Genomic DNA, 17,554 nt, shown 5'->3' on the forward strand with positions numbered 1-17,554 from the left:
CTCTTGTAGAGTCGAGCTTGCTCGACGGCTTCTGCCCCTGCCTTCTGTAGAGTCGAGCCATGCTCGACTTCGGCCGAAAGCAGTCGAGCATGGCTCGACTCTACACAAGTCACCCCACGCCGGCGTATGGTGGATGCCCGTCTCCCTGCCGAGCCGTGCATGTCCCAGCCTGACATCGCTGCCGAACTCGCGCCGCGTATCGCCGGCGCCATCCGCGATGGTTTCGAGCAGTACCACGCCCGCTTTGCGGCAATCACCGCCCGTGCACGGCTGCGTTTCGAGCAGCGCGACTGGGCCGGTGCGCGTCAGGATGCGGTCGAGCGCATCGCCCTGTACGACCTGTGCATTGCCGAGCAGATGGATGCGCTGCGTCGCCTCGCCGGTGACGCGATCGGCGAGCGCGCGTTGTGGCTGCAGGTGCACGCCCAGTACAGCGCGCTGCTGCAGGGCCTGATCGACGCCGAGCTGTACAAGACCTTCTACAACACGCTGTCGCGACGCCTGTTTGCTACCCGCGGCGTGGACCCGGCGCTGGAATTCATTGCTTTCGACGTCGAGCCCTCCGATGCCATCACCCATCCGGTGGCGCGGCATACCTATGCGGTCTCGCCGACGCGGCCGGTGGAGGCGTTGCAGCGGGTGCTGGCCGACTATCGCTTCGACATCCCCTATGCGCACCAGCTGCGCTGCGCCGCGGCCATCGTGGTGCGCCTGCAGGATGATCTGGCCCACTGGGGTGACACGCCGGTACGCAGCATCGAGCTGCTCGACACCGTGTTCTACCGCGAGCGCCGCGCCTACCTGGTCGGTCGCGTGTTCGGCGAGCATCGCTTTTCGCCGTGCGTCATTGCCCTGGTCAACGACGAGCGTGGCCTGCGTGCCGATGCAGTGCTGACCCGGCGTCGCGATGTCGCCCACCTGTTCGGCGTGTCGCGCAGTTATTTCCAGGCCGACCTCGCCACGGTGGGTGACGCGGTGGTGTTCCTGCGCAGCCTGCTGCCGGGCAAGCCCATCGATGAGATCTACACGGTGCTGGGCCGCGCCAAGCAGGGAAAGACCGAGCGCTACCGCACCTTCTTCCGCCACTTCAATGAACATCCGCAGGAGCGGCTGGTGCACGCCGAAGGCACGCCGGGCATGGTCATGGCGGTGTTCACCCTGCCCAGCTATCCGCTGGTGTTCAAGCTGATCCGCGACCGCTTCGCCTGGCCCAAGGCGATGTCGCGGCAGCAGGTGGAAGAGAAATACGCGCTGGTGTTCAATCTCGACCGCGTCGGCCGCCTGCTCGATGCGCAGCCGTATCGCCACCTGCGTTTCCCGCGCGACCGCTTCGCACCGGCCTTGCTGGAAGAGTTGCTGCAGCAATGCGCGCAGAGCGTTCGCGTCGATGGCGACCAGGTGGAAGTCGCACTGTGCTACGTGCAGCGTCGCTTCCGTCCATTGAACCTGTACCTGCGCGAGCAGGGCGGCGAGGCGGTGCGCGCGGCGGTACTCGACTACGCGCAGGCGATCACCGACATGGCGCGCAACAACATCTTCCCCGGTGACATGCTGCCGAAGAACTTCGGCGTATCGAGGCATGGTCGGGCCGTGTTCTACGACTATGACGAGCTGTGCCTGGTCAGCGACTGCGTGTTCCGCGCGTGGCCGCAGCCGCGTACGCCGGAGGAGGCCATGGCCGACGAGCCCTGGTTCCATGTCGGTCCGCGCGACGTGTTTCCCGAGCGCTTCGGCCCGTTCATGGGGCTGCCGGCGGGAGAGCTGGCCGCAGTGCGCGAGCACTACAGGCACCTGTTCGATCCGGGCTGGTGGCAGGGCCTGCAGGAACGCTTCGCCCGTGGTGATTATCCGGATACGCCCCCTTATGCGGGTATGCACCGGTTGGCCTGAGGCGGCTGTCATGGTGGCTGGGACTGGGGTACGCTCGCCGTTCATCACCAAGGATCCGGCAATGATGCGTTCTCCCTTGTTTCTCGCTTTCGCGCTGGCCGTAGGTGCCGGCACCCCGTTGCTTGCTGGCGAGGCCAGTGCGCAGACCGCGCGTGCGGTGCGTGCCACTGCAGAGATGAGCATGGTGCTGTCCGGCCATATCGAGATCACGCCTGAGGGTGAGGTCAACTCGCTGGTACTGGATCAGAAATCGGCCTTGACTCCGAGCATCGCCTCCTTCGTGGAAGGCACAATCGGCGGCTGGCGCTTCGAACCCACGCTGCGCGATGGCAAGGCCGTGGCTGCACGCGCCCCGATGCGGGTGCGATTGAGGGGGAGGCAGATGGCCGATGGCGGCTACGAAGTCAGCATGACCAGCGTCAACTTCAATGGATATGATCCAAAGGCGAGCGATTCGATCACCCGCGGGCGCACGACGCCACCACGCTACCCTGAGGAAGCTTTCCGCAACGGTGGTCAGGGTGAAGTAATGCTGGTGGTCAGGGTGGCACGTGATGGTACGGTGGCCGATATCATTGCCGAGCAGGTGAACTTGACCGTGGTCGGGCCGGAACGGGCCATGGCCAGAATGCGCGACCTTCTGGCCAAGGCCAGTATCAGCAGTGTCCGCACGTGGACCTTCAACCCGCCGACCACCGGCGAGGACAGCACCCGTGACAACTGGACGGTTCGCATCCCGGTGAGCTTCGCCCTGGGCGATGACCGCAACGCAGGGCAGGAGCGCTATGGCCGCTGGCAGGTCTTCATTCCGGGCCCGCGGCAGAGCGTGCCGTGGCGCAAGGCGGACCCGGTCGAGCAGGCTGGCAGCGACCTGCTGCCGGAGGGCGGTGTCTACATGGTCGATAGCGCCAAGCGCGGCCTGCGCCTGCTGACTCCGCTGGAGCAGGGCTGACGGTCACTGCGGAGCCGGCCAGCCCGGCTCCGCGTCAGTTGGCATAGGGGTAGACCACCACCCGGTTGCGGCCCTGTTCCTTGGCCATGTACAGGGCCTTGTCGGCCAGCCGCAGCGCCTGCTCGGCATCGACGTGGAAGCTGGGGAAATGGGCCACGCCCAGCGATACGGTGATGGTGCCGACCGGTTCGAACGGATGATCGGCGATGTGCTGGCGCAGGCGCTCGCCAGCGTGGCGCGCCGAGTCGGTACTGATGCCCGGCAACAGCAGCAGGAATTCCTCGCCGCCAGCGCGGCAGAGGATGTCGCTGTCACGCGAGTAGCGGCGCATCTGGTCGGCGATATGGACGATGGCGGCGTCACCGACGTCATGGCCATGGGTGTCGTTGATCGATTTGAAGCGATCGATATCCAGCGCCAGAATCGCGAACGGAATGCCCTGCACCTGCAGCGCATCCAGCGCCTGCTGCAGGCCGCGACGATTGAGCAGGCCGGTCAGCGGATCGGTGCGGTTGGCGCGATTGAGCGTGCCGATGCGGTCCTGCAGGGCGTTGAAGCTGTGCAGCACCGCCTGCTTGAGCTGGGCAACCTCGAAGTACCACGCGCGGATGCCGCTGACGTGGTTGATCGCGTTGCCGGTGTCCTCGCCACCCTGCACGTTGCGCGCCAGCTGCCACAGCGGCATCGAAATGCGGCGCGCGAACCACCAGGTGACCAGCAGCGACAGCAGGCCGAGCGGAATCGCATTCCAGATCACCGCGGTCATCAGCCGTGACAATGGCTGCAGGGTGGCCTCGGTCGGGCGCTGCGCGATGATACCCCAGCCGGTGGCCGTTACCGGTGCGTAGCCGGCCAGCATCGAAACGCCCAGGTTGTTGCGCACCTGCTGCGCACCGCGTTCACCGCGCACCACCGCCTTCACCGCCGGGTTGCCAACCACGTAGTCACCCACGCGCTTGCCATCGGCGTGGTACAGCAGGCGGCCATTGCGGTCCACCACGTACAGATAGGAACCGTCGCGGTAGTAGTGCTTGCCCAGCAGCGTGTGCAGTGCGCTGCGCTGGCGTAGGTACAGCGTGCCGCTTACATAGCCGCGATAGCGGCCCTGGCGGTCGAAGATCGGGTGCGACAGCGACACCAGCAGCTTGCCGGTGGCCGACTGGTAGGGATCGCTGATCATCGGCTGGCGCGCCGCAAGTGCTGCGTTGTTGCCGACACTGTGCAGCACCTCACCCTGCAGCTGCAGGGTCTGTGGCGAGGTGGCGATCACCAGGCCGTCGGCGTCCACCACCAGCGAGGAGTTGAAGCTGCTGGACTGCAGCTGAAGGCGGCTGGCTTCATCCTGGGCCTGCTTCGGATCAAGGTCGTCCTCACCCAGGCGGGTCGCGGCATAGGCCAGCTGCTGCTGTGCGGCCAGCAGGAAGTTCTGGGTGGTCTCTGCCAGTTTGGTGGCATAGACGCGGTTGGCTTCCAGTGTGTTGCCGACCAGCTGGTCGCGCTGCACGCGATAGCTGGCCAGCAGAGTGTTGGCCAGGGCGATGATGGCGCTGAGCAGAGCCAAGGCGAGGATCAGCTTGCCCAGGTTGAGGCGGGGAGACAGCGTTCGCATGCGTCGACGGATCCGGCAGGAGGCTGGACCCGACCGGTTCTCCGGAAGGGGCGACAGCGGGAATCGGTGGCCGGGCCCACGGGGGCCGGGCAGGGTATCGCGCGGATTATCGCCAAAAGCGGGCGCCAGCGAAGTGAAGTGCGTCGCCCTGCAGGCAAAAAAAAACCTGCCGCAGCGAGCGGCAGGTTTCTTCCGATGCAGCGCCGGGGTCAGCGCTTCATCGAACCGAAGAACTCGTCGTTGGACTTGGTGTTCTTCATCTTGTCGAGCAGGAACTCCATCGCGGCCATTTCATCCATCGGATGCAGCAGCTTGCGCAGGATCCAGATCTTCTGCAGCAGTTCCGGTTCGATCAGCAGGTCTTCGCGGCGGGTGCCGGAACGGTTGATGTCGATGGCCGGGAACACGCGCTTTTCAGCGATGCGGCGGCTCAGGTGCACTTCGCTGTTGCCGGTGCCCTTGAACTCTTCGTAGATCACCTCGTCCATCTTCGAGCCGGTGTCGACCAGCGCGGTAGCGATGATGGTCAGGCTGCCGCCTTCTTCCACGTTGCGCGCGGCACCGAAGAAGCGCTTCGGGCGGTGCAGGGCGTTGGCGTCCACACCACCGGTCAGCACCTTGCCCGAGCTCGGCACCACGTTGTTGTAGGCGCGGGCCAGGCGGGTGATCGAGTCGAGCAGGATCACCACGTCCTTCTTGTGCTCGACCAGGCGCTTGGCGCGCTCGATGACCATTTCGGCCACCTGCACGTGGCGCGCGGCCGGCTCGTCGAAGGTCGAGCTGATGACTTCGCCGCGCACGGTGCGCTGCATTTCGGTCACTTCTTCCGGGCGCTCATCGATCAGCAGCACGATCAGGTGCACGTCCGGATGGTTGGTGGTGATGGCGGTGGCGACCTGCTGCATCATCATGGTCTTGCCGGCCTTCGGCTGCGACACGATGAGCGAGCGCTGGCCCTTGCCCTGCGGTGCCATCAGGTCGAGGATGCGGCCGGTGATGTCTTCCGACGAACCGTTGCCACGCTCCAGGGTGAAGCGGCGGCGCGGGAACAGCGCTGTCAGGTTCTCGAACAGCACCTTGTTCTTCGACGCTTCGATCGGCTCACCGTTGATGGTGTCGACGATGTTCAGCGCGAAGTAGCGCTCGCCGTCCTTCGGGAAGCGGATGCGGCCGGAGATGTGGTCACCGGTGCGCAGGTTGAAGCGGCGGATCTGGCTGGGCGAGATGTAGGTGTCGTCCGGGCCGGCCAGGTAGCTGGCTTCGGCCGCGCGCAGGAAGCCGAAGCCGTCCGGCAGGATTTCCAGCACGCCATCGGCGGCGACGCCGTCACCGTGGCGGGTCAGCACCTTCAGCAGGGCGAAGATCACATCCTGCTTGCGGGCGCGCGCCACGCCTTCGGAGATCTGCAGCTGCTCGGCGATTTCCAGCAGCTTCTGCGCCGGCATGCGCTTGAGGTCGCTCAGCGAGTAGACCGGGAAGCCCTCGGGCACGTTGGCGTGCGGGCGCGGCACGAACGGCTGCTGCTCGCCGCCATCGTTGGGCAGGCCGTCGTCGCGGAAGCGGTTGTTGCGGTCACGGTCGCGGCGGTTGCGGAAGCGGTCGCGGCGGTTGCCCTGACCTTGCCCCTGGCCCTGCTGGCCGTTCTGGTTGTACGGGTTCTGGCCCTGGTTCTGGCCACCGCCCTGGTGGTTCTGCTGGCGCGGCTGGCCGGATTCGCGACCCTCACCGCCTTCGCCGCCGCCACTGCTGGCAGGGGCCTCGGCGGCGGGCGCGCTCGGTGCGGGGGCGGCTGCAGCCGGTGCCGGCGCTTCGGGCGCGGCGGCCAGCGGCAGGGTCGGCTGCGCCGGAGCGGCGCTGGTTTCGGCGGCTGACGGAGCGGCAGCCTTGGCTACGCGGGGCTTGCGCACGCGCTTTTCGGCGGGCGCATCGGCGCTGCCGGTTTCGGAAGTGTTATCGGACAAGAGCGTTATTCCTCGCTTGAAGGTGCGAGCGCCCGGCTGGGGCGGCGAACGTTGGGAATGGGTCTGGAAGAAACTGCGTCCAGAGGGTGCGGCACGCGAACGCGGCCGGATATGCCGACACTATCATCGGCCTGCGGCGCCGTGCAAGGGTCACCGGGAACAACATTCATCATGGGCGCGGGGCGCCCCGCCGGCAGCCGTGGTCCACGGCTGCCGGGGAACAGCAGGATCAGGCCAGGGCCTTGTCCAGCAGACCGGCCAGCTGGGCCTTGCCCACGGCACCGATCTGCTCGCCAACCTTCTCGCCGTCCTTGAACACGACCAGGTACGGAATCGAACGCACGTGGTACTTGGCGGCCAGCGCGCGGTTGTGGTCGACGTTGACCTTGGCGATCTTGGCGCGGCCCTGGTAGGCATCGGCCAGCTCGTCCAGCGCCGGTGCGATCATCTTGCAGGGGCCACACCACTCGGCCCAGAAATCGACCAGCACTGGTTCCTTGGAATTCAGCACTGCGCTATCAAAGTCGGCGTCGCCGACATGTACAACCTTGTCGCTCATCTTGGTTTCTCGTCTTGGATTGCACCCGGCCATGCCGGAGGTGGGTGAACTGGGCCATGCCCGGTGGCGCGACCCTCGTCGTTGCCTCGCGGCGCACTGCCGCGGTGCGTTCGGCGGGATGCCTGGACGCTCACGGCCGGAAGTGTACCCCTATCGCAGGGCAGGGACAGGCGCCGGCTGGAACCCAGCGTATCGTGATCGCTTCGAAGCTCGGTATGTGTCGGATTTCACTGTCTTCCTGTAGATGGGGCTGGCAGTGGGCGACACCAGCGGCCCTGGCCGGGCCGTTCAAGTCCGGTGTGGCTGGGTGAAGGTGGTCGTCTCTTTGTCTTGTGAGACGGGTCATTCCGGTTTGCTGGCCCGAGTGCGTTAAACTGGGGCATTGTGCGGCGCGCGGACCGGGTGGTCCCAGCCTGCCAACCCGCCGCAGGGGCCGCAGTTTGCGACGGTGCCCCTAGACGATGAAGTGCCAGCCGCCCTACGGGCCGGCGGCCATACCAAGACGGACACATGAGCGACAAACCGCTGACCGATTTGACCTTCTCCTCCTTCGAGCTGCATCCGGCCCTGCAGGCCGGCCTTGAAGGAGCCGGATTCACCCGCTGCACGCCGATCCAGGCGCTGACCCTGCCGGTCGCGCTGCCCGGTGGTGATGTTGCCGGCCAGGCCCAGACCGGCACCGGCAAGACCCTGGCCTTCCTCGTCGCTGTCGTGAACCGCCTGCTGACGCGTCCGGCCCTGGCTGACCGCAAGCCGGAAGATCCGCGCGCGCTGATCCTCGCCCCGACCCGCGAACTGGCCATCCAGATCCACAAGGATGCAGTGAAGTTCGGCTCCGACCTGGGCCTGCGTTTCGCGCTGGTCTACGGCGGCGTGGATTACGACAAGCAGCGCGAACTGCTGCAGCAGGGCGTGGACGTGATCATCGCCACCCCGGGTCGCCTGATCGACTACGTGAAGCAGCACAAGGTGGTCTCGCTGCACGCCTGCGAGATCTGCGTGCTGGACGAAGCCGACCGCATGTTCGACCTGGGCTTCATCAAGGACATCCGCTTCCTGCTGCGCCGCATGCCCGAGCGCACCACCCGCCAGACCCTGCTGTTCAGTGCCACCCTCAGCCACCGCGTGCTGGAGCTGGCCTACGAGCACATGAACGAACCGCAGAAGCTGGTGGTTGAAGCCGAGACCATCACCGCCGCGCGCGTGCGCCAGCGCATCTATTTCCCGGCCGACGACGAGAAGATTCCGTTGCTGCTGGGCCTGCTGTCGCGCAGCGAAGGCGCGCGCACCATGGTCTTCGTCAACACCAAGGTGTTCGTCGAACGCGTTGCCCGTTCGCTGGAAAAGGCCGGCTACCGTGTCGGCGTGCTGTCCGGCGACGTGCCGCAGAAGAAGCGCGAGAGCCTGCTCAACCGCTTCCAGAAGGGCCAGCTGGAAATCCTGGTGGCCACCGACGTGGCCGCGCGCGGCCTGCACATCGACGGCATCAAGTACGTCTACAACTACGACCTGCCGTTCGACGCCGAAGACTACGTGCACCGCATCGGCCGCACCGCGCGCCTGGGCGAAGAAGGTGATGCGATCAGCTTCGCCTGCGAACGCTACGCCATGGGCCTGCCGGACATCGAGGCCTACATCGAGCAGAAGATTCCGTCCGAGCCGGTCACCAAGGAACTGTTGACCCCGCTGCCGCGCCCGGAACGCCCGGCTCCGGCTGCAGGCGAGGAAGGCGAGGACAACGAAAGCGTCGGCCAGATCTTCCGCGAAGCGCGCGAAGCCCGTGCCGCCGAGGAAGAGCGTCGGGGCGGTGGCCGTAGTGGTGGCCGTTCCGGCGGTGGTGGTGGCCGTGGTGGCCGTGACGGTGAGCGCAGCGGCGAACGCCGCTCGCGTGGCCCGCGCAAGCCGCGCGTGGAAGGCGAGCAGGGCGCTGCCGCCCCGGCCGCCGGCGCCGAAGGTGCCACCGCCCAGGCTCCGCGTCCGCCGCGCCCGCCGCGTGCCGAAGGCGCACCGGAAGGTGCGGTGGACGGCGAGCACAAGCCGCGCAAGCGCCGTCGTCGTCGCCATGGCCGTCCGGTCGAGGGTGCCGAGGGCGTGCAGAGCGCCGCCGGCAATGGCGCCAGCCCGGTCACCCCGGTGCAGGTGGTGGCCAAGCCGGTGCGTACGGCTGCCGATACCGGCGATTCGTTCCTGACCCGCATCGGCCGCAAGATCCGCCGGATGCTGTCGGGCAACTAAGCCGGTGGCACCCGACCGTTGGTCGGGTGGCTTGAAGGGCGTGCCGACCAACGGTCGGCACCCACCGTCTCCACGACGTCGCGCCGGTCCTGCATAATCGGGGCATGAGTGTCCTGCGCTTCGACAATGTCAGCAAACAGTACGCCGGTGGCCACGAGGCGCTGACCGATGTCAGCTTCGAGGTCGCGCCGGGCGAGATGCTGTTCGTCACCGGCCATTCCGGTGCGGGCAAAAGCACCCTGCTCAAGTTGATCCACCTGGACGAGCGGCCCAGCCGCGGCGCGGTGGTGTTCGACGAGCGCAACCTGCTGAAGGTGCGCGGCAGCGACGTGCCCCGGCACCGACGCGCGGTGGGAGCGGTCTACCAGGACCATCGCCTGCTGATGGATCGCTCGATTGCCGAGAACGTGGCGCTGCCCCTGATCCTGCGCGGCACCCGCCGCGGCGACATCAACAAGCGGGTGCGTTCGGTGCTGGAGCGGATGGGCCTGGGCCATCGCGAGAAGGCGCTGCCCTCGCAGCTGTCGGCCGGCGAGCAGCAGCGCGTCGGCATCGCCCGCGCCATCGTCGGTGAGCCCAAGCTGCTGGTGGCCGACGAGCCGACCGGCAACCTCGACCCGACCCTGGCGGCGGAGATCATGGCCCTGTTCGCCGAGCTGCCCTCGCGCGGCACCAGCGTGCTGGTGGTCAGCCACGACCTGCCGCTGCTGCGCCGCATGCGCAAGCGCGTGCTGATCCTTGACCACGGCCGGCTGGTGGATGACATCTCGCCGCAGGACCTGGCGGAGTAATCGATGGCGAAGAACGAAAACAGCGAAGCCGCCGCCCCGTCCCGCGTGGGCGTCTGGTTCCAGCATCACGTGCACAGCGTGGTGTTCAGCCTGGGCCGCGCCTGCCGCAAGCCGTGGGCGACCCTGCTGACGGTGATGGTCATGGCGCTGGCGCTGGCCCTGCCGCTGGGACTGTCGATCGCGCTGGACAACCTCAAGCAGTTCGCCGGCAGCGTGCAGCAGTCGCGCGACATCAACGTGTTCCTGAAGGGCGACGTCGATGGTCCCGGCGCGCTGCGCCTGGCCGGCCAGCTGCGCGACCGTGATGACGTGGCCGAGGTGAACGTGCGCACGCCGGAGCAGGGCCTGCAGGAACTGCGCGATGCCGGGCTCGGCGAGGCGATTGATACACTCAACGACAACCCGCTGCCGTCGCTGCTGGTGATCACCCCGGGCCAGGGCAAGGACGACGCGCGGCTGGCGCGCGCGCTGGAAAGCCTGCCCGAGGCCGACCTGGTGCAGCACGACGCACTGTGGCGCCAGCGCCTGGATGCCTGGCTGGCGTTCGGCGCGCGGCTGGTGCAGGTGCTGTCGGTACTGCTCGGCGTCGGCGCCGCGCTGGTGGTCGGCAACACGGTGCGCCTGGACATCCAGGCCCGTCGCGAGGAAATCGGCGTGCTGCAGCTGCTGGGCGCCAGCGATGGCTTCATCCGCCGCCCGTTCCTGTACCTGGGCGCCTGGTACGGCCTGGGGGCCGGTGCGGTCGCGCTGGCCCTGATCGCCGCCGCCGGTGCCGCGCTGCGCGTGCCGCTGGCCGAACTCTCGCGCAGCTACGGCAGCCCGTTCGTGCTGCATGGCTTGGACCTGCTGCATGGCGGTCTGGTTCTGCTCGGCACGCTGTTGCTGGGCTGGCTGGGCGCATGGCTGGTGACCGGCCACTTCCTCCGCCAGACCCGCCCGACCGACACCTGAGACCGGCATGCAACCGCAAGCGTTGAAGCACCTTGAAGGGCCCGCGACGCGGGTGATGGTGGTCGATGGCTCGAAGCTGGTGCGCAAGCTGATCGCCGACGTCCTGCAACGTGACCTGCCGGGCGTGGAAGTGATCGGCTGCGACAGCATCGAGGACGCGCAGCAGGCGCTGGCGCAGGGCCCGGTGGACCTGGTGACCACCTCGTTGACCCTGCGCGATGGTGACGGCCTGGCTCTGGCGCGGATGGTCCGCGAAGCGGCCGGCCAGGCCTACGTGCCGGTGATCGTGGTTTCCGGCGATGCCCAGCAGCATCTGGAGCAGCGCCGCTTCACCGAGTACGTCACCGATTATTTCGACAAATCGCTGGGCCATGAGGCACTGGCAACCTTCATCCGTGGCTACGTGCAGCCGCAGACCATACCCGGCGCGACCATCCTCTATATCGAGGACAGCCGCGTGGTCGCCGAGGCCACCAAGCGCATGCTCGAGCGCCAGCAGTTGAACGTGCTGCACGTGGTCAGCGCCGAAGAAGCATTCACCCTGCTCACGGCCGAGTCGCTGGGCCGCAGCCGCCACCGCATCGACCTGGTGCTGACCGACGTCACCCTGAAGGGTGAACTGAGCGGCCGCGATGTTGTGCAGCGCGTGCGCGTGGACTTCGGTTACGGCAAGCGCCGCCTGCCGGTGCTGGTGATGACCGGCGATGGCAACCCGCACAACCAGACCGGGCTGCTGCAGTCCGGTGCCAACGACCTGGTGCTCAAGCCGATCGAAGAACGGCTGCTGGTCACCAAGGTGCTGTTCCAGCTGCGCCTGGCCCGCTTGAACGATGGACCCCTGATTCGATGATGGATGAAGCAGCCGACACCCCGACGATCCAGCTGGAACCGAGCTGGAAGCATCATGTAGGCGATTACCTGTTGCAGCCGCAGATGCGCGAGCTGTCCAGCTTCCTGCGCCAGCGCAAGGCCAGCGGTGCGGCGGTATTCCCGCCTGGCCCGCAGATCTTCGCCGCGTTCGACGCTACCCCGTTCGAACAGGTGAAGGTGGTGATTCTCGGCCAGGACCCGTACCACGGTCGTGGCCAGGCGCACGGCCTGAGTTTCTCGGTGCCGCCTGGCGTGCCGGTGCCGCCGTCGCTGCTGAACATCTACAAGGAGATCGAGAGCGATCTCGGCATCCCGCGCCCGGACCATGGCTGCCTGATCCCGTGGGCACAGCGTGGCGTGCTGCTGCTCAATGCCGTGCTGACGGTGGAAGAGGGCAAGGCAGGTGCGCACCAGGGGCGTGGCTGGGAAGGCTTCACCGACCACGTGGTGGATGTGCTCAACCGCGAACGCGAAGGACTGGTTTTCATGCTCTGGGGCGCCTATGCGCAGCAGAAGGGCAAGGTCATCGACACCGGTCGCCATCGCGTGCTGAAGTCGCCGCACCCGTCGCCGCTGTCGGCCCATCGTGGCTTCCTCGGCTGCCGTCATTTCTCGATGGCCAACGAGTACCTGCAGCGTCGCGGCCAGGCCCCGATCGACTGGTCGCTGCCGCCGCGTTCGGCGCTATGAGCACAGGCGCCCGGCCCGGGCTGAACACCTGGCAACGTTGCTGACCCTGAATGGGTCCCCAGAACGGCCCGTTCAGCTCCGCTTGACCGGAATCGGCCGCTTTTCGGCAGGTAATTGCTTGAATTCCAAGGGATTGTGAATCCCGAAAAGCGTGCTCGCCACTGTCATCAAATCGCGCTACGGTAGGGCTCTGTTTGGGACCAGTGTTGCATCAATAGGATGCTGGAACTTTTTCCTCCTTTAGCAGTCCAAATCCCGGACTGCTAAGATGGGTGCCTATGAGCCAGAACACCTCTACTGCCCTTGTGGCAAACAATCTCCCGATTCCCAGTGCGCTCGGTTCGCTGGACGCCTACATCGGTGCCGTGCACCAGATCCCGGTGCTGTCGGTCGATGACGAACAGGACCTGGCCCGTCGCTTCCGCGACGGCAACGATCTGGACGCTGCCCGCGAGCTGGTGCATTCGCACCTGCGCTTCGTGGTGCACGTGGCCCGCGGCTACAACGGCTACGGCCTTGCCCTGGGTGACCTGATCCAGGAAGGCAACATCGGCCTGATGAAGGCGGTCAAGCGCTTCGACCCGGATATGGGCGTGCGCCTGGTCTCCTTCGCCGTGCACTGGATCCGCGCCGAGATGCACGAGTTCATCCTGAAGAACTGGCGCATCGTGAAGGTCGCCACCACCAAGGCGCAGCGCAAGCTGTTCTTCAACCTGCGCAAGTCGAAGACGCGCCTGGGCTGGATGAATGCGGCGGAAGTCAGCGCGGTGGCCAAGGACCTGAACGTGTCCGAGCGCGAGGTGATGGAAATGGAGTCGCGCCTGTCCGGCCGCGATATCGGTTTCGATGCGCCGACCGACGAGGACAACGAGCATGCGCCGCCGTCGCCGGCTGCGTACCTGGTCGCCAACGACGAAGATCCTTCGATGGCCTACGAACGTGCGGACAGCGAAGACAACCAGATGCAGCTGCTGCGCGAAGGCTTGGCTGAGCTGGATGCCCGCTCGCGCGACATCATCCGCCGTCGCTGGCTGGATGCCGACAGCAAGGTGACGCTGCAGGAGCTGGCCGACGAGTACGGCGTGTCGGCCGAACGCATCCGTCAGGTCGAAGCGAACGCGCTGAAGAAGATGAAGGCGCTGTTCACCGCGTAAGGCGGGATGGCGTTGAAGCTAGGAAAAGGCCCGGCATTGCCGGGCCTTTTCTTTTCGGTGGCGTTCTCATCCACGCATGGCGTGGATCTACCCAGTGTCAGTAGAGCCACGCCATGCGTGGCTGCGGCGCGGCCTCAGCCCTCGCGTGCGATCGCGCGCCAGCCAATGTCGTTGCGGTGGAACTCGTTGGCCCAGGTCACCTTGGCCACGCCGGCATAGGCATTGGCCTGCGCGTCGCGCACGCTGTCACCCAGCGCAGCCACGCACAGCACGCGGCCGCCGGCGCTGACCACCTGGCCCTGTGCATCCAGTGCCGTACCGGCATGGAACACCTTGGCATTGGCAGGCACGTCGTCCAGGCCGGAAATCACCTCGCCGGTGATCGGCGCTTCCGGGTAGGGCTTCGCGGCCAGCACCACGCCCAGCGACGGCCGCGCGTCCCACTGTGCCTGCACCTGGTCCAGGCGGCCATCGATGGCCGCTTCCACCAGCTCCACCAGGTCCGACTGCAGGCGCAGCATCACCGGCTGGGTTTCCGGATCACCGAAGCGCACGTTGAATTCGATCACCTTCGGCGCACCGCTGGCGTCGATCATCAGGCCGGCGTAGAGGAAGCCGGTGAACGGGATGCCGTCGGCGATCATGCCCTGCACGGTGGGATTCACCACCTCACGCATCACGCGTGCGTGCACCTCGGGCGTGACCACCGGCGCCGGCGAATAGGCGCCCATGCCGCCGGTGTTCGGGCCGGTGTCGCCGTCGCCGACGCGCTTGTGGTCCTGCGAGGTGGCCATCGGCAGCGCGTGTACGCCGTCCACCATGGAAATGAAGCTGGCTTCCTCGCCATCGAGGAACTCTTCGATCACCACGCGGGCGCCGGCATCGCCGAACGCGTTGCCCGAAAGCATGTCACGCACCGCGTCTTCGGCTTCGGCCAACGTCATCGCGACAATCACACCCTTGCCGGCGGCCAGGCCATCGGCCTTGACCACGATCGGTGCACCCTTCTCGCGGATGTAGGCCAGGGCGGCGTCCACGTCGGTGTGCACGGCGTAGAACGCGGTAGGGATGTTGTGGCGGGCCAGGAAGTCCTTGGCGTAAGCCTTGCTGCCTTCCAGCTGCGCGGCGGCGGCGGTCGGCCCGAAGATGCGCAGGCCGGCGGCGCGGAAGCGGTCGACCACGCCGGCCACCAGCGGTACTTCCGGGCCGACCACGGTCAGCGCTACGCCTTCGGCCTGGGCCAGCGCCAGCAGGCCGTCGATGTCGGTGACCTTCACCGCTACGTTGCGGCACTTGTCTTCGCTGGCGGTGCCGGCGTTGCCGGGCGCCACGATCACTTCGGTGACACGGGAGGACTGGGCCAGCTTCCATGCCAGGGCGTGTTCGCGGCCGCCAGAGCCGATGACGAGGATCTTCATGGGACAGGGTTCTCGGATACGGAAAAGAAAAGCCGGGCAGAGCCCGGCTTCGTGATGCGGATCAGTGGCGGAAGTGGCGCACGCCGGTGAACACCATGGCCAGGCCATGTTCGTCGGCGGCGGCGATCACTTCGGCATCGCGCATCGAACCGCCCGGCTGGATCACCGCCTTGATGCCGGCGGCGGCAGCGGCATCGATACCGTCGCGGAACGGGAAGAACGCATCGGAGGCCATCACCGAACCCTCGACCACCAGGTTCGCATCGGCGGCCTTGATGCCAGCGATGCGCGCGGAATAGACGCGGCTCATCTGCCCGGCACCGACACCGATGGTGCGATTGTCCTTGGCATAGACGATCGCGTTGGACTTCACGAACTTGGCCACCTTCCAGGCAAACAGCAGGTCAGTGAACTGCTTGTCGGTCGGCGCCAGCTTGCTGACCACCTTCAGTTCGTCGCGGGTCATGCCGCGGTTGTCCGAGGACTGCAGCAGCAGGCCCGAGCCGACGCGCTTGCTGTCGAAGTTGTTCAGGCCGTCGCCATGCGGGATGCGCAGCACGCGCACGTTGGCCTTTTTCTGCGCGTATTCCAGCGCGGCCGGCTCGTAGTCCGGGGCGATCAGCACTTCGACGAACTGGCGGTCGAGGATCACCTTGGCAGTGGCGGCGTCCAGCGGCTTGTTGAAGGCGATGATGCCGCCGAAGGCGCTGGTCGGGTCGGTGGCGTAGGCCAGCTCGTAGGCATCGCCGTTGCCGGCGCCAACCGCCACGCCGCACGGGTTGGCGTGCTTGACGATGACGCAGGCCGGCGCATCGAACTGGCGCACGCATTCCCACGCCGCATCGGCGTCGGCCAGATTGTTGTAGCTCAGTTCCTTGCCCTGCAGCTGCTGGAACGTGGCCAGGGTGCCCGGCACCGGGTACAGGTCTCGGTAGAACGCGCCGCTCTGGTGCGGGTTCTCACCGTAGCGCAGGTCCATCACCTTCACGAAGGTGGAATTCATCTGCGCCGGGTACTCGGCACGCGCCGGCACGGCGGCGTCGGTGGCGGTGACCGCCGACAGGTAGTTGCTGATGGCCGCGTCGTACTGGGCGACGCGGTTGAACGCAGCCACCGAGAAGGCGAAGCGGGTGCTGGCCGACAGCTGGCCATCGTTGGCGTCCAGCGAGGCCAGCAGCTCGGCGTACTGCGACGGGTCGGTGGCTACTGCCACGCGGGCGAAGTTCTTGGCCGCCGAGCGCAGCATGGCCGGGCCGCCGATGTCGATGTTCTCGACCGCGTCGGCCAGGGTGCAGTCGGCCTTGGCGGTGACCGACTCGAACGGGTACAGGTTCAGCACCAGCAGGTCGATGGCGCCGATGCCGTGCTCGGCCATCACCGCGTCATCCAGGCCGGAGCGGCCCAGCAGGCCGCCGTGCACCATCGGGTGCAGGGTCTTGACCCGGCCGTCCATCATTTCGGGGAAGCCGGTGACGTCGGCCACGTCCTTCACGACCAGGCCCGCATCGCGGATCGCCTTGGCGGTGCCGCCGGTAGACAGCAGCTCCACGCCGCGTGCCGCCAGCGCAGTGGCCAGCTCGACCAGACCGGTCTTGTCGGAAACGGAGAGGAGGGCCCGGCGGACGGGCAACAGATCAGCAGTCATGGGACAGAATCGGCAGCGGAGCGGGGCCGATATTGTAGGCGGTGGGGGCCGGTGGCGGGCGCCGTGGGGCGAAATCGGCCGAGGGCGGGGCCGGTGGCCGCCTTGGCACAGCCGGGTTGGCCGCAGACTGCAAGCAATCCGATGGGGCGGCATCGCCCCGATCAGGTAGTCTGTGCCCGGACTGCCAAGGATCAGCAGGTACGGATCGTGTCGATCTATGCATTGAAAGGACGTTTCCAGGACCTGTTGCGTCCGGCCGTACGCGGCCTGTACCGCATGGGGATCACCGCCAACACGGTGACCATGGCCGCTGCCGTGGTCTCGCTGCTGGTGGCTGCGGCCGTGTGGTGCTGCGCGCCGGCGCAGCCCCTGCTGTACCTGCTGCTGCCACTGTGGATGCTGCTGCGCATGGCGCTCAACGCCGTGGACGGCATGCTGGCCCGCGAGTTCGGCCAGCAGTCGCGGCTGGGCGCCTATCTGAACGAGTTGTGCGATGTGGTTGCCGATGCGGCGTTGTACCTGAGCCTGCTCAGCGTGCCGGGCGTGCGCCCGGAAGCGCTGTGGCTGCTGGCCTGGACCGCGGCGCTGAGCGAGTACGCCGGCGTGCTGGGCCTGATGGTCGGCGCCAGCCGCCGCTATGACGGCCCGATGGGCAAGAGCGACCGCGCCTTCGTGGTCGGAGCGCTGGGCCTGCTGCTGGCGTTCGGGTGGGTTGGCGCGATGACGGTCACTGGCGTGGCCGCGGCCATGGCAGTGCTGTGCGTGCTGACGATGGCCAATCGCGTCCGTCGCGGGCTGCGGGAAGCGGCGGTTTCGCCGAATTAATCAA

14 protein-coding genes are annotated in these 17,554 nt (G+C 67.0%); 9 read left to right on the forward strand and 5 right to left on the reverse strand.

Annotated elements, in window-relative coordinates; all coding sequences use genetic code 11:
* The first annotated feature begins 159 nt into the window (after window positions 1-159).
* Together aceK and HLA98_RS10485 are read left to right on the forward strand one after the other, a co-directional pair.
* Window positions 160-1,890 carry a bifunctional isocitrate dehydrogenase kinase/phosphatase gene (gene aceK / locus HLA98_RS10480; protein WP_057501779.1) on the forward strand — a complete coding sequence of 577 codons (1,731 nt, stop codon included), beginning with the start codon at window positions 160-162 and terminating at the stop codon, window positions 1,888-1,890.
* Between the two features lie 61 nt (window positions 1,891-1,951).
* Window positions 1,952-2,842 carry an energy transducer TonB gene (locus HLA98_RS10485; protein ID WP_057501778.1) on the forward strand — a complete coding sequence of 297 codons (891 nt, stop codon included), beginning with the start codon at window positions 1,952-1,954 and terminating at the stop codon, window positions 2,840-2,842.
* Between the two features lie 34 nt (window positions 2,843-2,876).
* On the opposite strand, the gene HLA98_RS10490 is transcribed toward HLA98_RS10485, so the two are convergent.
* The 3 genes from HLA98_RS10490 to trxA all read right to left on the reverse strand — a co-directional run bounded on the left by HLA98_RS10490 (window position 2,877) and on the right by trxA (window position 6,971).
* The gene (locus HLA98_RS10490) at window positions 2,877-4,451 is read right to left on the reverse strand and encodes a sensor domain-containing diguanylate cyclase (RefSeq protein WP_057501777.1); all 1,575 of its coding nucleotides are present in this window, start codon (window positions 4,449-4,451) and stop codon (window positions 2,877-2,879) included.
* Between the two features lie 209 nt (window positions 4,452-4,660).
* Window positions 4,661-6,412 (reverse strand): transcription termination factor Rho, encoded by a 1,752-nt coding sequence (gene rho, locus HLA98_RS10495; RefSeq protein WP_057501776.1) that lies wholly within the window; start codon window positions 6,410-6,412, stop codon window positions 4,661-4,663.
* A 229-nt stretch (window positions 6,413-6,641) separates the two neighbouring features.
* A complete protein-coding gene (gene trxA, locus HLA98_RS10500) occupies window positions 6,642-6,971 on the reverse strand; it encodes a thioredoxin (protein WP_005411275.1) in 330 nt (109 codons plus the stop codon).
* A 510-nt stretch (window positions 6,972-7,481) separates the two neighbouring features.
* Here trxA and rhlB point away from each other — a divergent pair.
* The 6 genes from rhlB to rpoH all read left to right on the forward strand — a co-directional run bounded on the left by rhlB (window position 7,482) and on the right by rpoH (window position 13,662).
* Entirely contained in the window at window positions 7,482-9,206 is a 1,725-nt protein-coding gene (rhlB, locus tag HLA98_RS10505; protein ID WP_129550625.1) for an ATP-dependent RNA helicase RhlB, read from the forward strand.
* Window positions 9,207-9,310: 104 nt separating this feature from the next.
* Entirely contained in the window at window positions 9,311-9,997 is a 687-nt protein-coding gene (gene ftsE / locus HLA98_RS10510) for a cell division ATP-binding protein FtsE (protein ID WP_129550626.1), read from the forward strand.
* A gap of 3 nt (window positions 9,998-10,000) precedes the next feature.
* Window positions 10,001-10,948 (forward strand): permease-like cell division protein FtsX, encoded by a 948-nt coding sequence (ftsX, locus tag HLA98_RS10515; protein WP_129550627.1) that lies wholly within the window; start codon window positions 10,001-10,003, stop codon window positions 10,946-10,948.
* 7 nt (window positions 10,949-10,955) lie between these two features.
* Complete coding sequence (locus HLA98_RS10520) at window positions 10,956-11,798, forward strand: response regulator (protein ID WP_005414663.1); 843 nt, start codon at window positions 10,956-10,958, stop codon at window positions 11,796-11,798.
* Window positions 11,795-12,508: a uracil-DNA glycosylase gene (gene ung, locus HLA98_RS10525; RefSeq protein ID WP_088479098.1), complete on the forward strand. Its 714-nt coding sequence runs from the start codon at window positions 11,795-11,797 to the stop codon at window positions 12,506-12,508. Before HLA98_RS10520 ends, ung begins: the two co-directional genes overlap by 4 nt.
* A 278-nt stretch (window positions 12,509-12,786) precedes the next feature.
* Window positions 12,787-13,662, forward strand: a complete 876-nt coding sequence (gene rpoH / locus HLA98_RS10530) for an RNA polymerase sigma factor RpoH (protein ID WP_032129545.1) — start codon at window positions 12,787-12,789, stop codon at window positions 13,660-13,662.
* 134 nt (window positions 13,663-13,796) lie between these two features.
* On the opposite strand, the gene purD is transcribed toward rpoH, so the two are convergent.
* Both purD and purH read right to left on the reverse strand, forming a co-directional pair.
* On the reverse strand, window positions 13,797-15,080 hold the full coding sequence (purD, locus tag HLA98_RS10535; protein WP_129550628.1) for a phosphoribosylamine--glycine ligase: 1,284 nt from the start codon (window positions 15,078-15,080) through the stop codon (window positions 13,797-13,799).
* Window positions 15,081-15,141: 61 nt separating this feature from the next.
* Window positions 15,142-16,725, reverse strand: a complete 1,584-nt coding sequence (gene purH, locus HLA98_RS10540) for a bifunctional phosphoribosylaminoimidazolecarboxamide formyltransferase/IMP cyclohydrolase (protein ID WP_129550629.1) — start codon at window positions 16,723-16,725, stop codon at window positions 15,142-15,144.
* A 207-nt stretch (window positions 16,726-16,932) separates the two neighbouring features.
* Between purH and HLA98_RS10545 the strand changes: the two genes are divergently transcribed.
* Window positions 16,933-17,550 (forward strand): CDP-alcohol phosphatidyltransferase family protein, encoded by a 618-nt coding sequence (locus tag HLA98_RS10545; protein WP_129550630.1) that lies wholly within the window; start codon window positions 16,933-16,935, stop codon window positions 17,548-17,550.
* The last annotated feature ends 4 nt before the right edge of the window (window positions 17,551-17,554 follow it).

Origin of the sequence: Stenotrophomonas africana (assembly GCF_013004645.1) — a bacterium.
Lineage (GTDB): Bacteria > Pseudomonadota > Gammaproteobacteria > Xanthomonadales > Xanthomonadaceae > Stenotrophomonas > Stenotrophomonas africana.

Coding starts and splice junctions, on each gene's coding strand:
- aceK (WP_057501779.1), top strand. CDS start 160: ATGTCCCAGCCTGACATCGCTGCCGAACTCGCGCCGCGTATCGCCGGC.
- HLA98_RS10485 (WP_057501778.1), top strand. CDS start 1,952: ATGATGCGTTCTCCCTTGTTTCTCGCTTTCGCGCTGGCCGTAGGTGCC.
- HLA98_RS10490 (WP_057501777.1), bottom strand. CDS start 4,451: ATGCGAACGCTGTCTCCCCGCCTCAACCTGGGCAAGCTGATCCTCGCC.
- trxA (WP_005411275.1), bottom strand. CDS start 6,971: ATGAGCGACAAGGTTGTACATGTCGGCGACGCCGACTTTGATAGCGCA.
- rhlB (WP_129550625.1), top strand. CDS start 7,482: ATGAGCGACAAACCGCTGACCGATTTGACCTTCTCCTCCTTCGAGCTG.
- ftsE (WP_129550626.1), top strand. CDS start 9,311: ATGAGTGTCCTGCGCTTCGACAATGTCAGCAAACAGTACGCCGGTGGC.
- ftsX (WP_129550627.1), top strand. CDS start 10,001: ATGGCGAAGAACGAAAACAGCGAAGCCGCCGCCCCGTCCCGCGTGGGC.
- HLA98_RS10520 (WP_005414663.1), top strand. CDS start 10,956: ATGCAACCGCAAGCGTTGAAGCACCTTGAAGGGCCCGCGACGCGGGTG.
- ung (WP_088479098.1), top strand. CDS start 11,795: ATGATGGATGAAGCAGCCGACACCCCGACGATCCAGCTGGAACCGAGC.
- rpoH (WP_032129545.1), top strand. CDS start 12,787: ATGAGCCAGAACACCTCTACTGCCCTTGTGGCAAACAATCTCCCGATT.
- purD (WP_129550628.1), bottom strand. CDS start 15,080: ATGAAGATCCTCGTCATCGGCTCTGGCGGCCGCGAACACGCCCTGGCA.
- purH (WP_129550629.1), bottom strand. CDS start 16,725: ATGACTGCTGATCTGTTGCCCGTCCGCCGGGCCCTCCTCTCCGTTTCC.